The following is an 18539-nucleotide window of genomic DNA, read 5'->3' on the forward strand; positions in this document are numbered from 1 at the left end:
CTATAACTGGTAAAATGGCTTTTACCAGTTAGGATTTTCGCATGAGCTTCACCTGGACCGCACATCGATTCTCCGGCGGCGCGCTCGCACTGGACGTCGCCAATTCCGTGGTCATGCGCTTCGATGCGGAGCGCAGGACCGATCGCTTCGACGACCCGGTCGCGATCGACACCTTCGCCGAGGCCGCAAATCTCTACGGCGCCGAACGGAACCGTTTCGGCACGCTCGTCCCGGCAAAATCAGAGCGCCGAAATGCATTCATCGGATTGCGCGAGGCGACGGACCGTCATTTCCGCGCCCTGGTGAGGACTGAGGACCGGCCGGATCTCCTGGCCGACCTGCTCGAGGCGATCGCCACCGTCCTGCGTCAACCCGCAGACACGCGCAAAGGCACGCCGCTCGATGTGGCCACGGCGCATTCGGTACTTGGCCTCATTGCCGGACCGGAGAGGGAACGCCTCAAAATCTGCCCCAACTGCGCGTGGCTGTTTCTCGACCGCAGCCGCAACCGGAGCAGGACGTGGTGCGACATGGCGGTTTGCGGCAACCGGACGAAGGCCAGGCGGCATTATCGCCGCAGCAGGGAGGAACCGAAGCCATGAAGAGAGCCATGATATCCGCTCTGCTCGCCGCAGCGGTCGCTGCCGGCTGTCAACGCGAAAGCGGCAGGGATCCGCTCGAACTGACCGGCAAGATGTTCGTGTTCAACTATCGGCTGGCCTATGCGACCTATATGGTCACGCTCAACAAGACGGAGCCGGTTCCGGATGGAAGCACTGTCGTCGCAACCTTCGAAAACCCTGCCGGCGGCAATCCGCTGACGCTTGAACGGAAGCTTTTCCCGAAGCTGAACAAGGTGGTGCTGGAAAGTCCGGACATCACCTGCGTGAAGAAGCAGAGGCCCTATGCCGTGACCATCGAGGTCAAAGGACCGGACGGGATATCGCTTCAGAGGCTGGAGACGACTGTCGTTTCGGACATCGATCAGGACGTGATGCCGGCGAAGCCCCTTGTGGAAGGGCCGGCTTACGACAAGAACCCGGAGGTCTTCAAGGACGGCAAGGCGCCGGCGCGCTTCGAGACCGCCACCTGCCCGACGTAAAAAGCCGGGGCGTCGCCGCCCCGGCTTGAAAATCACTCCGCTGGTTTACCGATCAGCCGACGATCTCGGTGCCGGAGAACCAATAGGCGATTTCCTCGGCAGCCGTTTCCGGGGCATCGGAACCGTGAACCGAGTTTTCGCCGATCGAAAGAGCGTGGACCTTGCGGATCGTGCCCTCGGCAGCGTTGGCCGGATTGGTAGCGCCCATGACTTCACGGTTCTTGGCAATGGCGTTTTCGCCTTCGAGAACCTGAACCACGGTCGGACCCGAGGACATGAATTCGACGAGCTCGCCGAAGAACGGGCGCTCCTTGTGCACGGCATAGAAGCCTTCGGCTTCGCGGCGGCTCATCCAGACGCGCTTCGAGGCGACGACGCGCAGCCCGGCATCCTCCAGCATCTTGGTGATGGCGCCGGTCAGATTGCGCTTCGTCGCATCCGGCTTGATCATCGAAAAGGTACGTTCAATCGCCATTGGCTCAATTTCCCTTGCTCTTGAGAAGTGGCGGTTCATTAGCCGCCAATTCCGCGCAAAACAAGGGGGCGCGGCGATGATTCGCCCCCTTGCGCCGTAGTTTCACGCCGCTGTCACGCTGCGGCCCAGGCCATCGTGAAGGTCAAGGCAACGCTCGAACCAATCGGTGACGACGTCGTCCGCGGCAAGCAGGCGATGTGGCGAAACGATGCGTGCCCATTGCAGCGCGCCGAAGACGATATAATCGGCGAAGAGCGGCCTGTCGCCGCCGAGGAACGGCTGAAACTTCAGCATGTGGCGGATCGGTTCGAGCTTCGCCGAGAAGGTTTCGAGGTCTCCTCGCCCGGCCTCGGCGACCGCCTCCAGCGGCCTTCCGAAGCGCTCCTCGCGGCTCGCCCGGAAATAAGCCCGGTCGATCGGGTCGAGGCTGTCATGAATGTCCATGATCGCGATACGCCCGATCGCCGTGTGCAATGTCGTTTGCGACCAGCCCTCGACGAAGCGCGCCATGGCCTTGCCGCCTTCGCCGGAAAACAGGGGCGGACGATCGGGATAGGCCTCTTCGAGATAGAGAGCGATATCGAAGCTGTCGCTGACGAGCTTCTCTCCGTCGCGCAGCAGCGGAACGATCTTGGTCGCCCCCTGCTCCAGCCTCGGAATCTCGGTGAAGCCGACCGGCGCGATGTCGAAGGTTAGGCCCTTGTGGGCGAGCGACAGCTTCGTCTTCCACACATGCGGCGAAAAGGGGCGGCTCGTGTCGGTTCCGGAGAGTGCGTAGAGTTTGCGGGTCATTCAGGCTCCTGTACTTCGCTACCGGGCGACATAAGGGGAGCATCGCTTGCGGATCAATCATTAAATTTCATGAGTGGCATTTGCCACCGGAATACGAATTCGCGATAGGTTGCCGACCACACGAGGAGATTGCCGATGCTCGACCATTACCGGATGTTTGCTGATTACAATCGCTGGGCGAACCGGCGTGTCTACGCCGCCGTCTCGGAACTATCGGATTCGGAATACCGGGAAGACAAGGGAGCGTTCTTCGGCTCGCTGCACGGGACGCTGAACCATATCCTCGTGGCGGACCGGATCTGGATGAAGCGGTTTACGAAAGAGGGCGAGGCGCCGTCGCGGCTCGACGCCATCCTGCACGAAGATCTCAACGGTCTGACGGCGGCGCGGGTGGCCGAGGACGAGCGAATCATCGCCTGGATCGACAGCCTCGACGAGGAGCGTCTTGCGGGGCACTTCACCTATTCTCCGCTCACCAATCCGGTCGAGGTCACGGAACGGCTCGCACGGACGCTCGCTCACTTCTTCAACCATCAGACCCATCATCGTGGCCAGGCGCATGCGACCTTGACCGCGCTTAAGCACCCCTCACTGACGCTGGACCTGGTTTCCTTCCTGCGGACCGAGGGCAAGAAGTGGGCCGACTGAGGCGAGTCCAGGCTCGAGCCGGCCCGCCGGGGCAAGCGAGATGCGCCTGTCTCGGGTCCCGGCGAGCCACGCGATGAGGCGACGCTGTCCGAGCCAGGCGGCAATCCCGAGCGCGATGCCGCCCAGGATGGAGCAGAGGGCAAAGGCGAACGGCGAGAGCAACGGCCGGATCGGCAGCAACAGCAACTCCGGCACGAAACGGTGCAGGATGTAGATGTGGAAGCCCGCTGCGGAAAGCGGCAGGATCAGCCGCCTACCCCATTGCGGCATGCGAATGCGCGGCAGGAAGAGCAGCGCGGCCAGAACGGCGATCTGCAGCAGATATTTGACTTTCGTCCCGATCCAGACGCCCTCATAGAGCCCGAGGAACAGGAATACGCCTGTCCCTGCCAGCATCACCATCGAGCGCTCTTTCCACGTTTCGGCAATTGCCGCACACCAGCCGAGCACCGCCATGTAGAAGATCCATGGAAGGGTGAATATCTGGCGGTTGCCGATATCGATGAGAAGCGGAAACGCCATCCGCGCAGCGAAGGCCGCGGCGAACAGCGCCATGCCCACGGCAAGGGGTCTCTTGGCCGCGGCGCGCCGGACGAACGGAACGGCAAACAGTGCGCCAAACACCAGCAGCATCTGACAATAGGCTTCGATGAACCAGTAGAGATAGGGCACCATGCCGTGGAGCCCGGGATCTGCGATGCCGAAATTCCCGACGAGAAAGACCGAAGCCCAGGGCACGTCGCCCCAGGCGAGCGCGTAGCCCGCCACGATCAGATAGTAGGGGACGAGTATCTGGGCGAGCGGCCGCAGCAGCTTGTCTATCGCGCCGGAGAGCAGTGCTCCGCTCTGGAATCGCGCAAGACCGAAGCCGGCGAGAATGACCATGGCGGCCGATCCCCCCGGAATCGGCCAAAGCGTCTCGTGGTGGACAACGACCAGCAGGATCGCCAGCGCCCGGATCAGGAAATCCGCACCGATCCGGCGGCTCTTGCGCTCGCGGCCGTTATGGGCGGCGAGTGCGCCGACCGGCATTTTTTCCCAGCCCTCCGGCAGTTCTCCGAGCCTCTTCTCAAGGCCGATCGAAAGCTGGACGAAACGGAGCGAATCGCCACCAAGCGACAGAAAGCTGTCCTCCGGTCGAACCTTCTTCGGATAGAAGAGCTGGGCAAAAAGCGCCTCGACGTCCCCCTCTTCCGAACTGCCGCACGTCGCCGCGGCCGGCCGCATGCGAAGGGCCGGGTAATCGATCTTGCCGGATGTCAATCTCGGCAACTTGTCCAGGCGGGAAGCCCCTACATGCATCAAGGTCAAGCCGCTCGCCTCGACGAGCAGGCGGCGAACTTCATCCGGATCGCCGCTTCCCACATAGTAGGCGTGGATTTCGGTGTCGTTGCCGACGACGGCGGCGGCGACGCCGTGCTGCTCCAGTGCCGCCTCCAGAGCGTCGTGACCGATTCGCAGGCCGGAAATCTTCGAGATCCGCTTTGTTCGTCCGACGATCCGGAAGACGCCGTCCGCGTCTCTTACGGCCAGATCGCCGGTCCGCAATTCCGACAACTCGGCCCCTCGCGCGAGATCGGCGCGTGACGACGCGTAGCCCATCATCACATTCGGCCCGCGATAGACAAGCTCGCCGGGCTGATCGGCGCTGGAGATTATCCTTCCATCGTTATCCTCGATCGTCAGGCTCCCGCCCGGGATCGCAATGCCGATCCGGTCTTCCCTGCCCCGGAGACGGTCCGGCGGCATATAGGCCATGCGAGCCGTTGCCTCTGTCTGGCCGTACATCACGAAAAGGCGCGCATTGCGCGCGGAGAGATGCTCATTGTAGCGGCGCACGAGTTCCGGCGCCAAACGTCCGCCGGCAACAGTCATGAAGCGCAGCGCCGGAAAATCCCGCTCCCGGAACCCAGCCTTTTCCAGGAGGTCGTAGGAATAAGGGACGCCGGCGAAATTGGAGCTGGCGCTTTGCGCAAGTTCATCGAGGAAGCCCTCGTCGAGGATGGAACAGCCCGGCATATAGACGCTCGCGCCCACGGCGAGGTGGGCGTTAAGGACGGAAAGCCCGTAGGAATAGTGGAGCGGCAGGATGAGGCAGCCTCGGTCCGCTGCCGTCAAGCCGAGATATTCCGCGATCGATCGTGCATTGGACTGGATATTCATGTGCGACAGCCGCACCCATTTTCCATGCCCGGTGCTGCCGGACGTCGAGAGCAGGACGGCAAGTTCGGGATGCGGCGCGATCGCGTCTCCCTCCAGCCGCTCCATGCGCCAACGGCCGTCAAAGCGGCGGTAGCAATATTCCGGTCTGAAGACCTCGCGGTCCCGGAGCATGGAAGCGGTGCCGCACAGGGCGACCGCGTGGCCCGCCTCGAGTGCCGCGAGATAAGCGACGACAGCGTGTTCGGAAAGATCGGCCTCGATTGTGACCAGTCCGCGATCGCCGCGCCACCGAGAAGCGAGCCGGTCGATGCGCTCGGCAAGTTCGCGGTAACTCACGATCCGCCCGCCGCGCAAAAGCAGCGCCGGCCGGTCGCCCCGCGCAGCCAGACTTGCAACACCGAACGGAGAGACCGAAAGTTCGCCTGAGCCGCCCAAAACCACCTCCATTTTAGCAAGGCGGCATATTATTGCTGACTTTGATCGTCAAGTATAAAGGCGAAGCGAATACAGGACTTTGTGCGAAACCGATTTCCGCGCGGGAGTACGCCGTTTCAAAAGGCCATCCGGGGCACGAAAGGCCCGGTTCGAGGAAACCGGGCCTTTCGTTCGGGCGGAGCAAAGAGGCGCGTGGGAGGCCGCGCCTGCTCCGTGACTCGTCAGCTGCGGCTTAGCGGCTGAGGCCCTGGTAGTATTCGCCTTCACCGCCGGAAACGACCTTCGGCTGCGGAGCATAGCCGACGGAGCCGGTGGACGTACGGTCGAGGGAGCCGTCAGCACGGCGAACGGCCGTCTGGTCACCGGCTCGCGCTGCGCGTTCGGTGTAGAGCGGCTTGTCGCTGACACCCTGATAATAGCTGCCGCCGGCAAAGGCTGCGGATGCACCGCCGAGAACGGCTGTGGCAACGAGGGTGGCGGCGAGAGCAGTATGGATTGCGTTCCTCATGATCATCACTCCTGATCGGTCGTTCGCTTGAACGAAGGTTTCGTCGCGACCGTTTTGATCGGCACCATTCCGGACGCGGTGGCCTCGCCGATGGCGCCCGGTCCGATCAAAGGGTCAGAAGAGCATTCTCGTGCTCTCCGTCCGAAGATGTGGGGCCTCATCATGAGGATGGGAAGTATTGATTATCGGAACACGTTGTCCATGAATCCATAACAATCCTCACTTGAAAATGCCCTCGGCATCCTTATTCGAGCGATCGCGGCAGCAGTGGCGCGAGCCTCTTGCCTTCCCGAAAAAGTCCGGGCAAAAGGCCCGGATGATCCAGATATCCGGCCTCTCCGCCCGCATTGCGGGCCGTTTGCTCATCGATAACGCTTCCGTGACGCTTCCGGCGGGCACGAAGGCCGGGCTCGTCGGACGCAACGGCGCCGGCAAGTCGACTCTGTTCCGGGTCATCACCGGCGAGTTTGCGGCGGAAGCCGGCAGTGTTTCCTTGCCGAAGAACGCGCGGATCGGACAGGTCGCACAGGAAGCGCCGGGGACGGAAGAACCTCTGATCGAAATCGTGCTCAAGGCCGACAGGGAACGCACGGCGCTCATCGCGGAGTCGGAAACGGCGGTCGATCCGCACAGGATCGCCGAGATCCAGACGCGGCTCGCCGACATCGGCGCCCATTCGGCGGAAGCGCGCGCGGCAAGCATTCTCGCCGGTCTCGGCTTCGACCACGAGGCGCAGAAACGCCCCGCCTCCTCCTTTTCCGGTGGCTGGCGCATGCGCGTGGCGCTTGCCTCGGTCCTTTTTTCCGAACCCGATCTGCTGCTCCTGGACGAGCCGACCAACTATCTCGATCTCGAAGGAACGCTGTGGCTCGAGGACTATATCCGCCGTTATCCGCACACCGTGATCATCATCAGCCACGATCGCGACCTCCTGAACACCGCGGTGAACGCGATCGTTCACCTCGATCAGAAGAAGCTCACCTTCTACCGCGGCTCCTACGATCAGTTCGAGCGGCAGAAGGCGGAAGCGGACGAACTGCAGATGAAGGCGAAGGCCAAGAACGAGGCGGCCCGCAAGCATCTGCAGAGCTTCATCGATCGCTTCAAGGCCAAGGCTTCCAAGGCCCGTCAGGCCCAGAGCCGCATCAAGGCATTGGAGCGGATGGGCACCGTGGCAGCCGTCATCGAAGACCACGTCCAGGGCTTCACCTTCCCGGATCCGGAGAAGCAGGTGGCCTCACCGATCGTCGCCATCCAGGGAGGCGCGGTCGGCTACGAACCGGGCAAGCCTATCCTGAAGAGGCTCAATCTGCGCATCGATGCGGACGACAGGATCGCGCTGCTCGGGTCCAACGGTAACGGCAAATCCACCTTTGCGAAGTTCATCGCCGGACGCCTCCGCGCGGAAAGCGGCGAGGTGCGGATCGCCCCGGGACTGAAGGTGGGCTTCTTCGCCCAGCACCAGCTCGACGATCTCGTGCCGACGCAGAGCGCCGTGGAGCACGTCCGCCGCCGCATGCCGGAAGCGCCGGAAGCGAAGGTGCGCTCCCGCGTGGCGCAGATGGGGCTTGCGACCGAGAAGATGGACACCGCGGCCAAGGATCTCTCCGGTGGCGAAAAGGCGCGGCTTCTCATGGGCCTTGCCGCCTTCGAGGCTCCAAGTCTGCTTATCCTGGACGAGCCCACCAACCATCTGGACATCGACAGCCGCAACGCACTGATCGCCGCCCTCAACGATTTCTCCGGCGCGGTCATCCTCATCTCCCACGATCGCCACCTGATCGAAGCGACGGCCGACCGGCTGTGGCTGGTGCGCGACGGAACCGTCGCGAACTACGACGGTGACCTCGAGGACTATCGCGGGCTGATCGTCGGCGGGCCGAAGCCGAAGGACGACAAGCCCAGGGTGAACGGATCTGATGAGGCGCTTTCCAAGGCAGACCAGCGAAAGGCCAATGCGGACAGGCGAGCCTCACTGGCACCGCTCAGGAAAAAGATCAATGAGATCGAGTCCTTGACGGGCAAACTGGAGAAAGTGATTCAGGCACTTGATGCCGAGCTTGCAGACCCGGCCCTTTACGAGAAGGCCCCGGCAAAAGCGGCTCAACGCGCCAAGGAGCGCGCCGATGCCGTCGAAAAGCTTGCGGCTGCGGAAGAGCAATGGCTGGAACTGTCGGCGGAATACGAGGAAGCGATGGCGGGCTAGCCGACCGGCGAACCTGTTTTCAGCCGAGTTCGAAGGTCGTAATCCCGTAAATGCGCGCAAGCGGCAGATCGGGCGCCGGTCCGCGATACATGCGGGCGGTCTCGAAAACCGGCTTCATGTTGTAGCGCGTGCAAAGTGCCCGTGCCGACGCATTCGGCTCGGGGACATCCAAATAGGTCCGTTCCCCGCCGGTGCCGGTTGCGAGCTTGCGAAACAGGAGATCGGCACCGGTCTCGCTGTCGGCGAGCAGCGGACCGATCTTGTAGCCTTCGCGGCACTTGCGGATCGTTCCGTAACCGGCGATTGCCCCGTCACGCAGCAGGACCACGCTTCTGCGCGTCTGCAACTGCTTGGTCCATTCGCGCAGAAATGCCTCGCGCCGCGTTGGATTGAACCTCATGTCATAATCGATCAGTGACGCCGCATGCACCGGCGCCACGTCGACAAGCTCGGTGCCGGGCGGCTCGGTCACGTTCACCACGCCGCCGTAGCGGATGTTCGCATGCGACCAGCCGAAACCCGACTTCCGATAGTTTTCCTGCTGGCCCACGACCCCGTCGAGGCCGATGGTCCGCCCCTCGGCCCTTGCAACTGCCCACTTCCAGAGATCGAGGCCGATGCCCCTGCCCCGATACGCCTCATCGGCGATGAAAAAGCCGAGAAATGCGTAACCGCTGCCATAGCGCACGAGCGAAATGGCAGCGGCAAGTCGCTCTTCCTCGACCGCGACCCAGTAGCCTTCGGGATCGGCGGCCCAGAAAGCGTTGCCATCGTCAATACCGGGATTCCATCCCTCCCTGGCGGCCCAGTCGATGATCGTGTCGAGCTCGGCCCGTGTCGCAAGACGAATATGTGGCATTCTGAAATCCTGACTTCGCTCCGAAGAACCCCCCTCGAGAGGCAAGAAGACGGACAAGATAGATTTGCGTTCCATCTTGTCCACCCAAGCGGCTAGGCTAATTTTTGCAACGGGAAGCCGGCTTGTCGGTATTTCCCAATCTGCTAAAAGGGTCCGGAATAAATCATACTAATCAGGGCGGAAGACACCATGTCCCCAATCAACATTGCCATCGTTGGCGTCGGCAAGATCGTGCGCGACCAACATCTGCCGGCGCTTGCGAAGAACGCGGACTACCGCCTGATCGCAGCCGCAAGCCGCCACGGAACGGTGGACGGCATCGACAATTTCAAGTCGATAGAGGCCATGATCGACGCCGTGCCGGCGGTCGAGGCGGTTTCGCTCTGCATGCCGCCGCAATACCGCTACGAGGCGGCGCGTACCGCACTTGCCGCGGGCAAGCATGTCTTCCTCGAAAAGCCGCCGGGCGCGACCCTGAGCGAGGTCGCGGACCTGGAGGCGCTGGCGGAGGAGAAAGGCGTTTCGATTTTCGCGAGCTGGCACTCGCGCTATGCGCCGGCAGTCGAAGCCGCAAAGGCGTTTCTGGCGTCGGCCGCGATTCGCAACGTCCGGATCATCTGGAAGGAAGATGTCCGCCACTGGCATCCGAACCAGGAGTGGATCTGGGCAGCCGGGGGGCTCGGCGTCTTCGACCCGGGCATCAATGCACTCTCGATCATGACCCACATCCTGCCCCGGCCGGTCTTCATCACCTCCGCGACGCTGGAATTTCCCGAGAACCGGGACGCGCCGATCGCCGCCACGATCGCCTTCAGCGATGCCGAAAAGCTCGATGTCGCTGCCGAGTTCGATTGGCGCCAGACGGGCAAGCAGAGCTGGGACATCGTCGCTGAAACCGACGCGGGCGGGATGGTCCTCTCCGAAGGCGGCGCCAAACTCGCGATAGACGGCAAGATCGTCCACGAGGAGCCCGAGCAGGAGTACCCCATGCTCTATCGGCGTTTCGCCGAGATCATCAAGGCCGGCAGATCGGACGTCGACCTGGCGCCGCTCCGGCACGTGGCCGACGCCTTCATGCTCGGCCGACGCAAATTCGTCGAGGCGTTTCACGATTAAGTATGGCGTGTGCGGACATCGTATTGGTCCGCTCACCACCGCTGCTGACGCCCCTCTCCTCGGGTTAAACCCGAGGACTAACCCTCTCCCCGCGCGCGGGGAGAGGGGACGAGTACGACGCCCCCGCGAATCACCTTCTCCCCGCCTGCGGGGAGAAGGTGGCCGGCAGGCCGGATGAGGGGCAACCGGTCACAGGCCATCGATACTCGACCGATCACGCCTTCTTTTCCCACCTTCCGTCACGGTTCTGCTGCCAATAGGTGAGATTGTGCCCCTCGCCCTTGAGCCGCTTCCACTGATCGCGCGCCGCCTCGAGCTGTTGCTGGTCGTAGCCGTCGAACATGAAAACAACCCGCTCATATTCGGAAACCGGCGGCGGCTCGGCGCCGTCGACGACAAAGCGCACAGTCGCGGCATTCCGGTTGCCGTCATCGGCAACGACGAGAATCGGTTGCTCCGCCGCGAACTCGCCGGCGTCCGTTCCGTGCGGCAGGAAGCTGTCGTCCCGATAGACCCATAGATGCGTATCCAGCGCATCGCGCCTTTCGGCGTCTATCGTCTGCACGACCACCCGCCAGCCGCGCTCTATGCTCTTGTCGAGCAGCGGCGGCAGGGCGTCTTCGAGCTTCGATTCCGTCAGGTGGTAAAAAAGGATCTCGGTCATTCCGATCTCGGGCGAACGGTCACGATTCGTAGTTCGCGCGCACCAGCTGGTCGAGGAGACGAACGCCGAAGCCGGAGCCCCAGGACTGGTTGATCTCGTCGGTCGGCGAACCCATGGCGGTGCCGGCGATGTCGAGATGCGCCCAGGGCGTGTCCTTGACGAAGCGCTTCAGGAACTGAGCCGCGGTGACCGAGCCGCCGTGCCGGCCGCCGGTGTTCTTCATGTCGGCGAACTTGCTGTCGATCATCTTGTCGTATTCCTTGCCGAGCGGCATCCGCCACAGTCGCTCCTGCGTCGCCAAACCGGCGGCGAGCAACTGCTCGGCCAGCCGGTCGTCGTTCGAGAACAGCCCGGCGTAATGATTGCTGAGCGCCACCATGATCGCGCCGGTCAGCGTTGCGAGATCGATCATCAGCTGCGGCTTGAAGCGGTCATTGCAGTACCAGAGGGCATCGCCGAGGACGAGCCTGCCTTCGGCGTCGGTGTTGATCACCTCGATCGTCTGCCCGGACATGGACGTCACGATGTCGCCAGGCCGCTGGGCACTTCCGTCCGGCATGTTCTCCACGAGCCCGATGATCCCAATGGCATTGACGGCCGCCTTGCGCGCGGCAAGGACATGCATCAGGCCGGTCACTGCCGCCGCCCCGCCCATATCGCCCTTCATTTCCTCCATGCCGGAAGCGGGCTTGATCGAAATGCCGCCGGTGTCGAAGACGACCCCCTTGCCGATGAAGGCGACCGGCTTTTCCTTGGCCTTTCCGCCCTTCCATTGCATGACGACCAGCCGCGGCGGACGAGACGAGCCTTGCGCTACGCCGAGGAGTGCGCCCATGCCGAGCTTCTTCATCTCCCGCTCGGTCAGTATCTCGACGTCGACGCCGAGTCTTTCCAGTTCCTTCGCGCGCGCCGCGAACTCCACGGGGCCCAGCACGTTGGCGGGCTCGTTGACGAGATCGCGCGCCAGAAACACGCCTTCACCGACCGCCTGGGCCGTCATAAAGGCCTTTTTCGCTGCGATCACCGTGCCGGTGACGATGGTGACCTTCACCGGTTTCTGCGCCGCCTTCGGTTCGTCATCCGATTTCCGGGTCTTGTAGCTCTCGAAGCCGTAGGCGTTCATTTCCATGCCAAGGGCGAAATCCGCGGCTGCCTTGCCGGTGACTTCGAGCCCCGGCGCATCCAGGAAAACCGTGATCTTTTCGGCAGACCGCAATTTCGCAGCCGCGGCGCCACCGGCCTTCAGCCAGTCGTGATCGCCGACGCCGCCCGCGTCCCCGAGGCCGAGCAGGACAATCCGATCGGCCGGCGAGCCGTGCGGCGCAATGACGTCGAGGGTCGAGAGCGCCTTGCCCGTGAACTTCCCGATCTTCGCCGCCTTCGCCAGGACGCCCTCCGGATCGACGACAGCCGCCCCGGCTGCCTCCTTGGCTCCTGCAACCTGCAGGAGAACCGCGGCGCCGCCGGCCGGGCGGTGGGATTTGCTGAAAGAAAATTCGAATTTCATCGGCATGCAGGACTCCAGGCACTTTCTGACGGTGGCGCCCGGCCTGTTACCGGACGGCTACAGTGACCGACATTCGCGACGTCGGCGGTGATCGAAGCTGTGGGGCGCACCCTTCTCGCTTTTCAGGCGCTTGGCAAGATGCTCGCACATGTTTACATGCGGTTAACCGAAGTTCTTCGGCTTATATTTTCCCTGTTGTCGCAGATTCCGATTCGCGGCACGGGGACGAAGACGGTTACATCGGCCGGCAAGAAATTGCACACTCGTCCGCAACCGAACGGCATACGAATTTGAGCAGGACCTTGGACCGGATACGGCTATGAAGCTCATCGAACGCTACATATTCCGGCGCGCCACGATCATGTTCCTGGCGACGCTCCTGCCGTTGATGGGCATCGTGTGGACCACGCAGGCGCTCACCAATGTGAACCTCGTTACCGACAGCGGTCAGTCGATCATCGCCTTCCTGAAGCTCGCGACGCTGATTCTGCCGTCGGTCGTACCGATCATTCTGCCCTTTGCCCTCGTGATCGGCGTGACGCAGACGCTGAGCGCGATGAACACCGATTCGGAGCTTACGGTGCTCAGTGCCGCCGGCAGTTCGCGCATGTCCATCATCCGGCCGGTGATGTTCCTCGCGGCAGGACTGAGCGTCCTCTCCTTCGCCATCGACAATTTCGTCGAGCCTTATTCGCGCGTTGCCGTACGCAAGATGATCGCGACGGCCCATGCGGACCTGCTCGCCTCCGTCGTCCAGGAGAACGCATTCCGCAAGATTACCGACGGGCTTTACGTGCAGGTCGGCGCCCGCCGAAGCGGCGGCGTACTCCAAGGCATCTTCGTCGCCGACGCGCGTGATCCGAATTTCGAGCTCGTCTATTATGCGCGCGAGGGGGCCGTCGACGAGGAACGCTCCGCGCTGGTGATGAAGGATGGGGAGGTCCACCGCAAACTGCCGGACGGCGACGTTTCCATCATCAAGTTCGACTCCTATGCCTTCGATCTGACGGACCTGACCAGGATGGCGGGGGAGGCCAATATCCGCGCCAAGGATCGCGATCTCTTCTATCTGCTTGATCCCGATCCCGACGACGAAGCCTACAAGCGAGCTCCGCTCGCCTTTACGGCGGAGCTGCACCGGCGCTTCACCGAATGGACCTTTCCGTTGCTCTTCGGCCTCATTGCACTTGTGGTCAGCAGCGATGCCCGGTCGCACCGCGAAGCACGGGTGCACCCGATGGTCAGCGCCCTTGGAGCGGCTCTGGTCATCCGGTGGATGACGTTCTACGCGGCCAACAGCGCCGAAGATTCGGTATGGTTCGTGCCGCTCATGTATCTGGTCCCGCTGGTGACGGGAGCGCTTGCCATACAGCAGCTTGCCAGCAACCGGCGCCTCGACATCCCCATGACCTGGCAGGAAAAGCTCACGGACCTCATGGTCAGGCTTCGGCTCGTGCGGCCGGCCGGTGCCGACGGGGAGCAGCCCTCATGATTTTCAACACGCTCGGACGCTATTTCTTCAAGCGCTATGCACGCACTACGTTTTGGTTCCTCGTCGGAATTTTCGCGCTGATCTTCATCATCGACTTCAGCGAACTGACCAGCCGCATGTCGAACCTGCCACATTACACGGTGTCGGGCGCGCTACTGATGACCACGTTCCGCATTCCGACGATCCTGCAGCAAACGGTTCCCTTCGTTGCGCTCTTCGCGGCGATGGCTGCATTGATCTCCCTTAACCGGCGCTATGAACTCGTCGTAACCCGGGCGGCGGGCATTTCCGTCTGGCAATTCCTGCGTCCGTTCGTCGTCGGCGCCCTGCTCTTCGGCGTGCTTGCCGTGGTCGTGATCAACCCGCTTGCCGCCTGGGGAACCAAGAAGGCGGAAGCGCTCGAAGCGGAGTGGGGCTCCACCCGTTCGGCTGCCGCGAACTCGATTCCCTGGCTCCGGCAGATCTACGACGGCACCGACACGATCATCGGCGCACGCTCCGTCCAGAACGGCGGCACCGAGCTGATCAACGTGACCGTTATCCACTTCGATCCACAGGGCGCAATCACGCTCCGGCAGGATGCGAAGTCGGCGAAACTCGAAGATGGTTACTGGCTTCTTAACGGCGTCGTCGAGACGGAAGTCGGGCGCCTGCCCCGTCGTATGGAAACGGCACAGCTTCGCACCAATCTGAAGCCGGATTTCGTCCAGGAACGTCTGGCAAAGGCTGATTCCATTCAGTTTTTCGACCTTCCGCGGAAAATCGAAGTGGCGCGGTCCTTCGGCTTTTCCACCAACGGCCTGGAAACGCAATTTCACTCTCTCATGTCGCTGCCGCTGCTCCTCGTCGCGATGACGCTGATCGCCGCCTGCGTCTCGTTAAAATTTAGCCGGTTCAATCAATCTCGGTCGGTGATTCTCGGTGGAATCCTGTCGGGCTTCGTGCTTTATGTCGTCACCGTGCTTGTCAAAGCATTCGGGAGCAGCGGCATTGTGCCTCCGTTCGTTGCAGCCTGGCTGCCGGTCGTTGTAGCAATGGCGCTGGGCTCGACGATTCTACTGCATCAGGAGGATGGCTAGTGGCGGCAGGCAACCGCAAACGCATGAAGCTTACCAACGCTGCCCTGCTTGCAGGCGTGGCGCTGCATATGCTTGCCATCGGAATGAATGCGCCAGCCAAGGCGCAGGATGCAGCGGCGCGAATCGACGATCTGCAGCCGAATATCCCTGCCGACGCCAAGCTGCTGCTGACCGCCAATGAGCTTGTCTACAATCGCGACACGGAAAAGGTGACCGTGCGCGGCAATGTCCAGATCGAATACGGCGGCTACAAGATGGTCGCCCGGCAGGTAGATTACGACCAGAAATCCGGTCGTATCCTCGCGACCGGCGACATCCAGCTCATCGAGCCGGGCGGCAACATCGTCTATGCCGACAGGATGGACGTCACCGACGACTTCGGCAACGGCTTCGTCCAGGCCCTCAGGATCGAAACGACCGATCTGACGCGCCTGGCGGCGGAGACCGGCGAAAGGCGCAATGGCGAGGAATTCATCCTCAACAAGGCCGTCTACACCGCATGCACTCCGTGCAACACCAAGCCGGAACATCGCTCTCTGTGGCACATCAAGGCCCAGCGCATCATTCAGAACGGACGCACCCGTACCATTCGGCTCGAGCACGCCTATTTCGAACTCTTCGGCAAGCCGATCGCCTACATTCCGGTGATGGAAATCCCGGACCATACGGTCAAGCGCAAGAGCGGTTTCCTTTTCCCGCAGTTCCGCTACACGCAAAAGCTCGGCGCCGGCGTGGGGGTACCCTATTACTGGGCGATCTCGCCTCATATGGACGCGACGATCACCGGCACCGGACTGACCCGCCAGGGCTTCCTCCTCGAGGGTGAGTTCCGGCAGCAGTTCCACAACGGCCTGCATACGCTGAACGTCGCCGGCATCAGCCAGTTGGACAGGGAGCAGTTCACGCCGGGCACCGTCGACGCGCTGGAAACCAATCGCGGCATGATCGCCTCGCGGGGCAAATTCGAGATCAATCCCCGCTGGAGTTTCGGCTGGAACGTCCTCGTCCAGTCGGACAACAACTTCGCCAAGACCTACGATCTGTCGACCTTCGACGGCACGACCTATGTGAACCAGGCCTATCTGACCGGCCTCGGCAAACGCAATTATTTCGACCTGCGGGCCTTCTATTTCGACATTCAGGATGCCGACCCGGACAGCATCGACGAAAACAAGCAGCCGGTCGCGCAAGTCCTCGACTATTCCTACACTGCACCGGAGCCGATCCTGGGCGGCGAACTCAACGCCGATTTCAACCTGACCAACATCAAGCGCAACCGCCTCGACAGGGTGAATGTGCTGGGGGTCGAGCGCTTCCGTGGGCTCGAGGGTACCTCGCACAGGCTCACCGGCGAACTCGAATGGAAGCGGACATTCATTGCGCCCGGCGGACTTGTGCTGACCCCGCTGCTCGCGGCACGGGGCGATGCCCTCGGCATGAATGTGGATGACCCGGTCGGTTATACCGGCAACTTCACCAGCAGCGATGCCGAGACGCGCAGAATGTTGACCGCCGGACTCGAGGCGCGCTATCCGATGCTCTTCGCTGGAGAGACGAGCACCCACGTTCTCGAACCGATCGGCCAGCTATATGCGCGCCCGGACGAGCAATATGCGGGCGGACTGCCGAACGAAGACGCGCAGAGTTTCGTCTTCGATGCGACCAACCTCTTCGATCGCGACAAATTCTCCGGTTACGATCGCATCGAGGGCGGTACACGCGCGAATATCGGTCTGCGGTATACCGGAAGCTTCGACAGCGGCTACGGCCTGCGCGCCATTGCCGGCCAGTCGTTTCAGCTTGGCGGCCTGAACTCCTTCGCGACGGACGATCTCGTCAAAGCCGGGGCGGATTCGGGCCTCGAAACCGACAGTTCCGACTATGTCGCCATGCTGGGTATCGACGCCCCGTCCGGTCTGATGGCGAGCCTCTCCGGACGGCTGGACGAAAGCGACTTCTCGCTGCGCCGGGCCGATGCCACGGTCGGCTATCTCGGGCTGAACTGGCAGGCCGCTCTCACCTATACGCGGATCGAAGCGCAGCCGACCTATGGCTCGCCGTTCGATCAGGACGAAATCCAGACCGCTGCCGCCTACCGGTTCCACGAATATTGGTCGGTATTCGGCGCGGTGACCTACGACATCGACGCGGGCGTCGTCTCCCGCAACGGCCTCGGCATCACCTATGACGACCAGGACACGCTGTTCTCGATCGTCTACAAGCAGGAGCGGGATACCGACAGTTCGCTTGCGAACGACTGGTCGATCGGCGCCCGCATCAGCTTCCGCACGCTCGGTGACGTCTATGTCGGCGACACGAGATTTGACGAGCTGGACTACTTCTAAAGTGGCCCTGACCCGCCCTTACCGCATCGATCATGCGGTCTTGTCATTGTTTGGCCGCATGTATTATGCATTTGCCTCACATTGACACCTACGGCGCCGCGCGTCTTGCGTGACGCGCAGAGCTCGCCGTAGCGAAGTCGGCAGTGTGGCAACTGAAGCCGCCGGCAACGGGAGGCAGAACGAGCAGGGGAATGATGATGGGCGGGAAAAACGCGATCGTGAGGTTGCTTTCGGCGGTTGCACTGGCGGGTGCGCTGAGTGTCGCAGCGGGTACGGTTACCACGGCAATGGCGGCGAGCACGGTCGAGGTGGTCGTCAACAGCACCGTGATCACCTCCGGCGACGTCGCCAAGCGGGTCGCCTTCCTGAAGCTTCAGCGGCAAAGCGGCGGCGCCGCCGAAGCCAAGCAGCAGCTCGTCGACGAGGTACTGAAGCGCGCCGAGATCGCGCGCGTTCAGCAGTCCGTCAGCACGGACGAGGTCGATGCCGCCTTTGCGCGTTTCGCCGCCGGTAACAAGCTTTCGCCGGAGCAGCTCGGCAAGATCCTTGACCAGGCCGGCGTCGGGGTCGACCATTTCAAGCAGTATATCGCAGTCCAGATGAGCTGGCCGCGCGTCGTCAACTTCCGCTACGGCAGCGCCAGCCGCCTTTCCGGCGGCGACCTCGTCAAGCGCATGATGCAGGGCGGCGGCAACAAGCCGGTCACGACGGAATATTTCCTGCAGCAGGTCATCTTCGTCATTCCCGAATCGAAGCGCGGCGCCATCACGGCGAAGCGGCAGGCCGAAGCCAATGCCTCGCGCTCGCAGTTTCCAGGCTGCGATACCTCAAAGGCCTTCGCGGCGAACTACCGCGACGTCTCGATCCGCAGCCTCGGCCGCATTCTTGCACAGCAACTGCCCGAAGACTGGAAGCCGCTCGTCGAAAAAGCCGGCGACGGCATGACCACGGGTACGCGGGTTACCGAGAAAGGCGTCGAATATCTGGCAATCTGCAAGAAGCGTCAGGTCAACGACGACGCCGCCGCCGAGATCGTCTTCCGTGCCGAGGACCTCGGCAAGAAGAAGTCCGAGGGGGAAGACCCGAACAGCGCCAAATATCTTGAAGAACTGCGCTCGAAGGCGCAGATCGTCAACAAATAACGAGCC

16 protein-coding genes are annotated in these 18539 nt (G+C 62.4%); 9 read left to right on the forward strand and 7 right to left on the reverse strand.

What is annotated here, in order from left to right; all coding sequences use genetic code 11:
• The first annotated feature begins 41 nt into the window (after positions 1 to 41).
• Positions 42 to 602 carry a CGNR zinc finger domain-containing protein gene (locus M1D34_RS09785; protein ID WP_498778858.1) on the forward strand — a complete coding sequence of 187 codons (561 nt, stop codon included), beginning with the start codon at positions 42 to 44 and terminating at the stop codon, positions 600 to 602.
• On the forward strand, positions 599 to 1102 hold the full coding sequence (locus M1D34_RS09790; RefSeq protein ID WP_498778860.1) for a hypothetical protein: 504 nt from the start codon (positions 599 to 601) through the stop codon (positions 1100 to 1102). Before M1D34_RS09785 ends, M1D34_RS09790 begins: the two co-directional genes overlap by 4 nt.
• Positions 1103 to 1154: 52 nt before the next feature.
• On the opposite strand, the gene ndk is transcribed toward M1D34_RS09790, so the two are convergent.
• Complete coding sequence (gene ndk, locus M1D34_RS09795; protein ID WP_003531616.1) at positions 1155 to 1577, reverse strand: nucleoside-diphosphate kinase; 423 nt, start codon at positions 1575 to 1577, stop codon at positions 1155 to 1157.
• A 102-nt stretch (positions 1578 to 1679) separates the two neighbouring features.
• A complete protein-coding gene (locus tag M1D34_RS09800) occupies positions 1680 to 2369 on the reverse strand; it encodes a glutathione S-transferase family protein (protein ID WP_498778862.1) in 690 nt (229 codons plus the stop codon).
• 135 nt (positions 2370 to 2504) lie between these two features.
• Between M1D34_RS09800 and M1D34_RS09805 the strand changes: the two genes are divergently transcribed.
• The gene (locus tag M1D34_RS09805) at positions 2505 to 3017 is read left to right on the forward strand and encodes a DinB family protein (protein ID WP_003531618.1); all 513 of its coding nucleotides are present in this window, start codon (positions 2505 to 2507) and stop codon (positions 3015 to 3017) included.
• Here M1D34_RS09805 and M1D34_RS09810 read toward each other — a convergent pair.
• Complete coding sequence (locus tag M1D34_RS09810; RefSeq protein WP_498778864.1) at positions 2958 to 5615, reverse strand: AMP-binding protein; 2658 nt, start codon at positions 5613 to 5615, stop codon at positions 2958 to 2960. The two genes, M1D34_RS09805 and M1D34_RS09810, sit on opposite strands and share 60 nt — an antisense overlap.
• A 232-nt stretch (positions 5616 to 5847) precedes the next feature.
• Positions 5848 to 6129, reverse strand: a complete 282-nt coding sequence (locus tag M1D34_RS09815; protein ID WP_003531620.1) for a hypothetical protein — start codon at positions 6127 to 6129, stop codon at positions 5848 to 5850.
• Between the two features lie 310 nt (positions 6130 to 6439).
• Here M1D34_RS09815 and M1D34_RS09820 point away from each other — a divergent pair, with 310 nt between their 5' ends.
• Positions 6440 to 8329 (forward strand): ABC-F family ATP-binding cassette domain-containing protein, encoded by a 1890-nt coding sequence (locus M1D34_RS09820; protein ID WP_003531622.1) that lies wholly within the window; start codon positions 6440 to 6442, stop codon positions 8327 to 8329.
• A 19-nt stretch (positions 8330 to 8348) separates the two neighbouring features.
• Here the strand turns inward: M1D34_RS09820 and M1D34_RS09825 are convergent, their stop codons facing one another.
• Positions 8349 to 9188, reverse strand: coding sequence for a GNAT family N-acetyltransferase (locus M1D34_RS09825; protein WP_498778867.1), 840 nt, complete (start codon positions 9186 to 9188; stop codon positions 8349 to 8351).
• A 189-nt stretch (positions 9189 to 9377) separates the two neighbouring features.
• Between M1D34_RS09825 and M1D34_RS09830 the strand changes: the two genes are divergently transcribed.
• Positions 9378 to 10304 carry a Gfo/Idh/MocA family protein gene (locus M1D34_RS09830; RefSeq protein ID WP_498778868.1) on the forward strand — a complete coding sequence of 309 codons (927 nt, stop codon included), beginning with the start codon at positions 9378 to 9380 and terminating at the stop codon, positions 10302 to 10304.
• 214 nt (positions 10305 to 10518) lie between these two features.
• Here the strand turns inward: M1D34_RS09830 and M1D34_RS09835 are convergent, their stop codons facing one another.
• Together M1D34_RS09835 and M1D34_RS09840 are read right to left on the reverse strand one after the other, a co-directional pair.
• Entirely contained in the window at positions 10519 to 10968 is a 450-nt protein-coding gene (locus M1D34_RS09835; protein ID WP_003531625.1) for a DNA polymerase III subunit chi, read from the reverse strand.
• Between the two features lie 19 nt (positions 10969 to 10987).
• A complete protein-coding gene (locus M1D34_RS09840) occupies positions 10988 to 12481 on the reverse strand; it encodes a leucyl aminopeptidase (protein ID WP_003531642.1) in 1494 nt (497 codons plus the stop codon).
• Positions 12482 to 12794: 313 nt separating this feature from the next.
• Between M1D34_RS09840 and lptF the strand changes: the two genes are divergently transcribed.
• The 4 genes from lptF (at position 12795) to M1D34_RS09860 (ending at position 18533) form a co-directional block, all read left to right on the forward strand.
• Positions 12795 to 13967, forward strand: coding sequence for an LPS export ABC transporter permease LptF (gene lptF, locus M1D34_RS09845; RefSeq protein ID WP_003531650.1), 1173 nt, complete (start codon positions 12795 to 12797; stop codon positions 13965 to 13967).
• Positions 13964 to 15046: an LPS export ABC transporter permease LptG gene (gene lptG / locus M1D34_RS09850; protein ID WP_003531651.1), complete on the forward strand. Its 1083-nt coding sequence runs from the start codon at positions 13964 to 13966 to the stop codon at positions 15044 to 15046. The genes lptF and lptG overlap by 4 nt, the downstream gene beginning before the upstream one ends.
• Positions 15046 to 17391 carry an LPS-assembly protein LptD gene (locus M1D34_RS09855; protein ID WP_498778873.1) on the forward strand — a complete coding sequence of 782 codons (2346 nt, stop codon included), beginning with the start codon at positions 15046 to 15048 and terminating at the stop codon, positions 17389 to 17391. Before lptG ends, M1D34_RS09855 begins: the two co-directional genes overlap by 1 nt.
• A 191-nt stretch (positions 17392 to 17582) precedes the next feature.
• Complete coding sequence (locus M1D34_RS09860; RefSeq protein ID WP_003531653.1) at positions 17583 to 18533, forward strand: SurA N-terminal domain-containing protein; 951 nt, start codon at positions 17583 to 17585, stop codon at positions 18531 to 18533.
• The last annotated feature ends 6 nt before the right edge of the window (positions 18534 to 18539 follow it).

The sequence above is a fragment of the Ensifer sp. D2-11 genome (assembly GCF_054161295.1).

Bases quoted from the DNA above. Each gene is read 5' to 3' on its own strand.
- M1D34_RS09800 (WP_498778862.1), bottom strand. From the start codon at position 2,369: ATGACCCGCAAACTCTACGCACTCTCCGGAACCGACACGAGCCGCCCC.
- lptG (WP_003531651.1), top strand. From the start codon at position 13,964: ATGATTTTCAACACGCTCGGACGCTATTTCTTCAAGCGCTATGCACGC.
- M1D34_RS09805 (WP_003531618.1), top strand. From the start codon at position 2,505: ATGCTCGACCATTACCGGATGTTTGCTGATTACAATCGCTGGGCGAAC.
- M1D34_RS09860 (WP_003531653.1), top strand. From the start codon at position 17,583: ATGATGATGGGCGGGAAAAACGCGATCGTGAGGTTGCTTTCGGCGGTT.
- M1D34_RS09830 (WP_498778868.1), top strand. From the start codon at position 9,378: ATGTCCCCAATCAACATTGCCATCGTTGGCGTCGGCAAGATCGTGCGC.
- M1D34_RS09815 (WP_003531620.1), bottom strand. From the start codon at position 6,129: ATGATCATGAGGAACGCAATCCATACTGCTCTCGCCGCCACCCTCGTT.
- M1D34_RS09785 (WP_498778858.1), top strand. From the start codon at position 42: ATGAGCTTCACCTGGACCGCACATCGATTCTCCGGCGGCGCGCTCGCA.
- M1D34_RS09840 (WP_003531642.1), bottom strand. From the start codon at position 12,481: ATGCCGATGAAATTCGAATTTTCTTTCAGCAAATCCCACCGCCCGGCC.
- M1D34_RS09825 (WP_498778867.1), bottom strand. From the start codon at position 9,188: ATGCCACATATTCGTCTTGCGACACGGGCCGAGCTCGACACGATCATC.
- lptF (WP_003531650.1), top strand. From the start codon at position 12,795: ATGAAGCTCATCGAACGCTACATATTCCGGCGCGCCACGATCATGTTC.
- M1D34_RS09790 (WP_498778860.1), top strand. From the start codon at position 599: ATGAAGAGAGCCATGATATCCGCTCTGCTCGCCGCAGCGGTCGCTGCC.
- M1D34_RS09820 (WP_003531622.1), top strand. From the start codon at position 6,440: ATGATCCAGATATCCGGCCTCTCCGCCCGCATTGCGGGCCGTTTGCTC.
- ndk (WP_003531616.1), bottom strand. From the start codon at position 1,577: ATGGCGATTGAACGTACCTTTTCGATGATCAAGCCGGATGCGACGAAG.
- M1D34_RS09835 (WP_003531625.1), bottom strand. From the start codon at position 10,968: ATGACCGAGATCCTTTTTTACCACCTGACGGAATCGAAGCTCGAAGAC.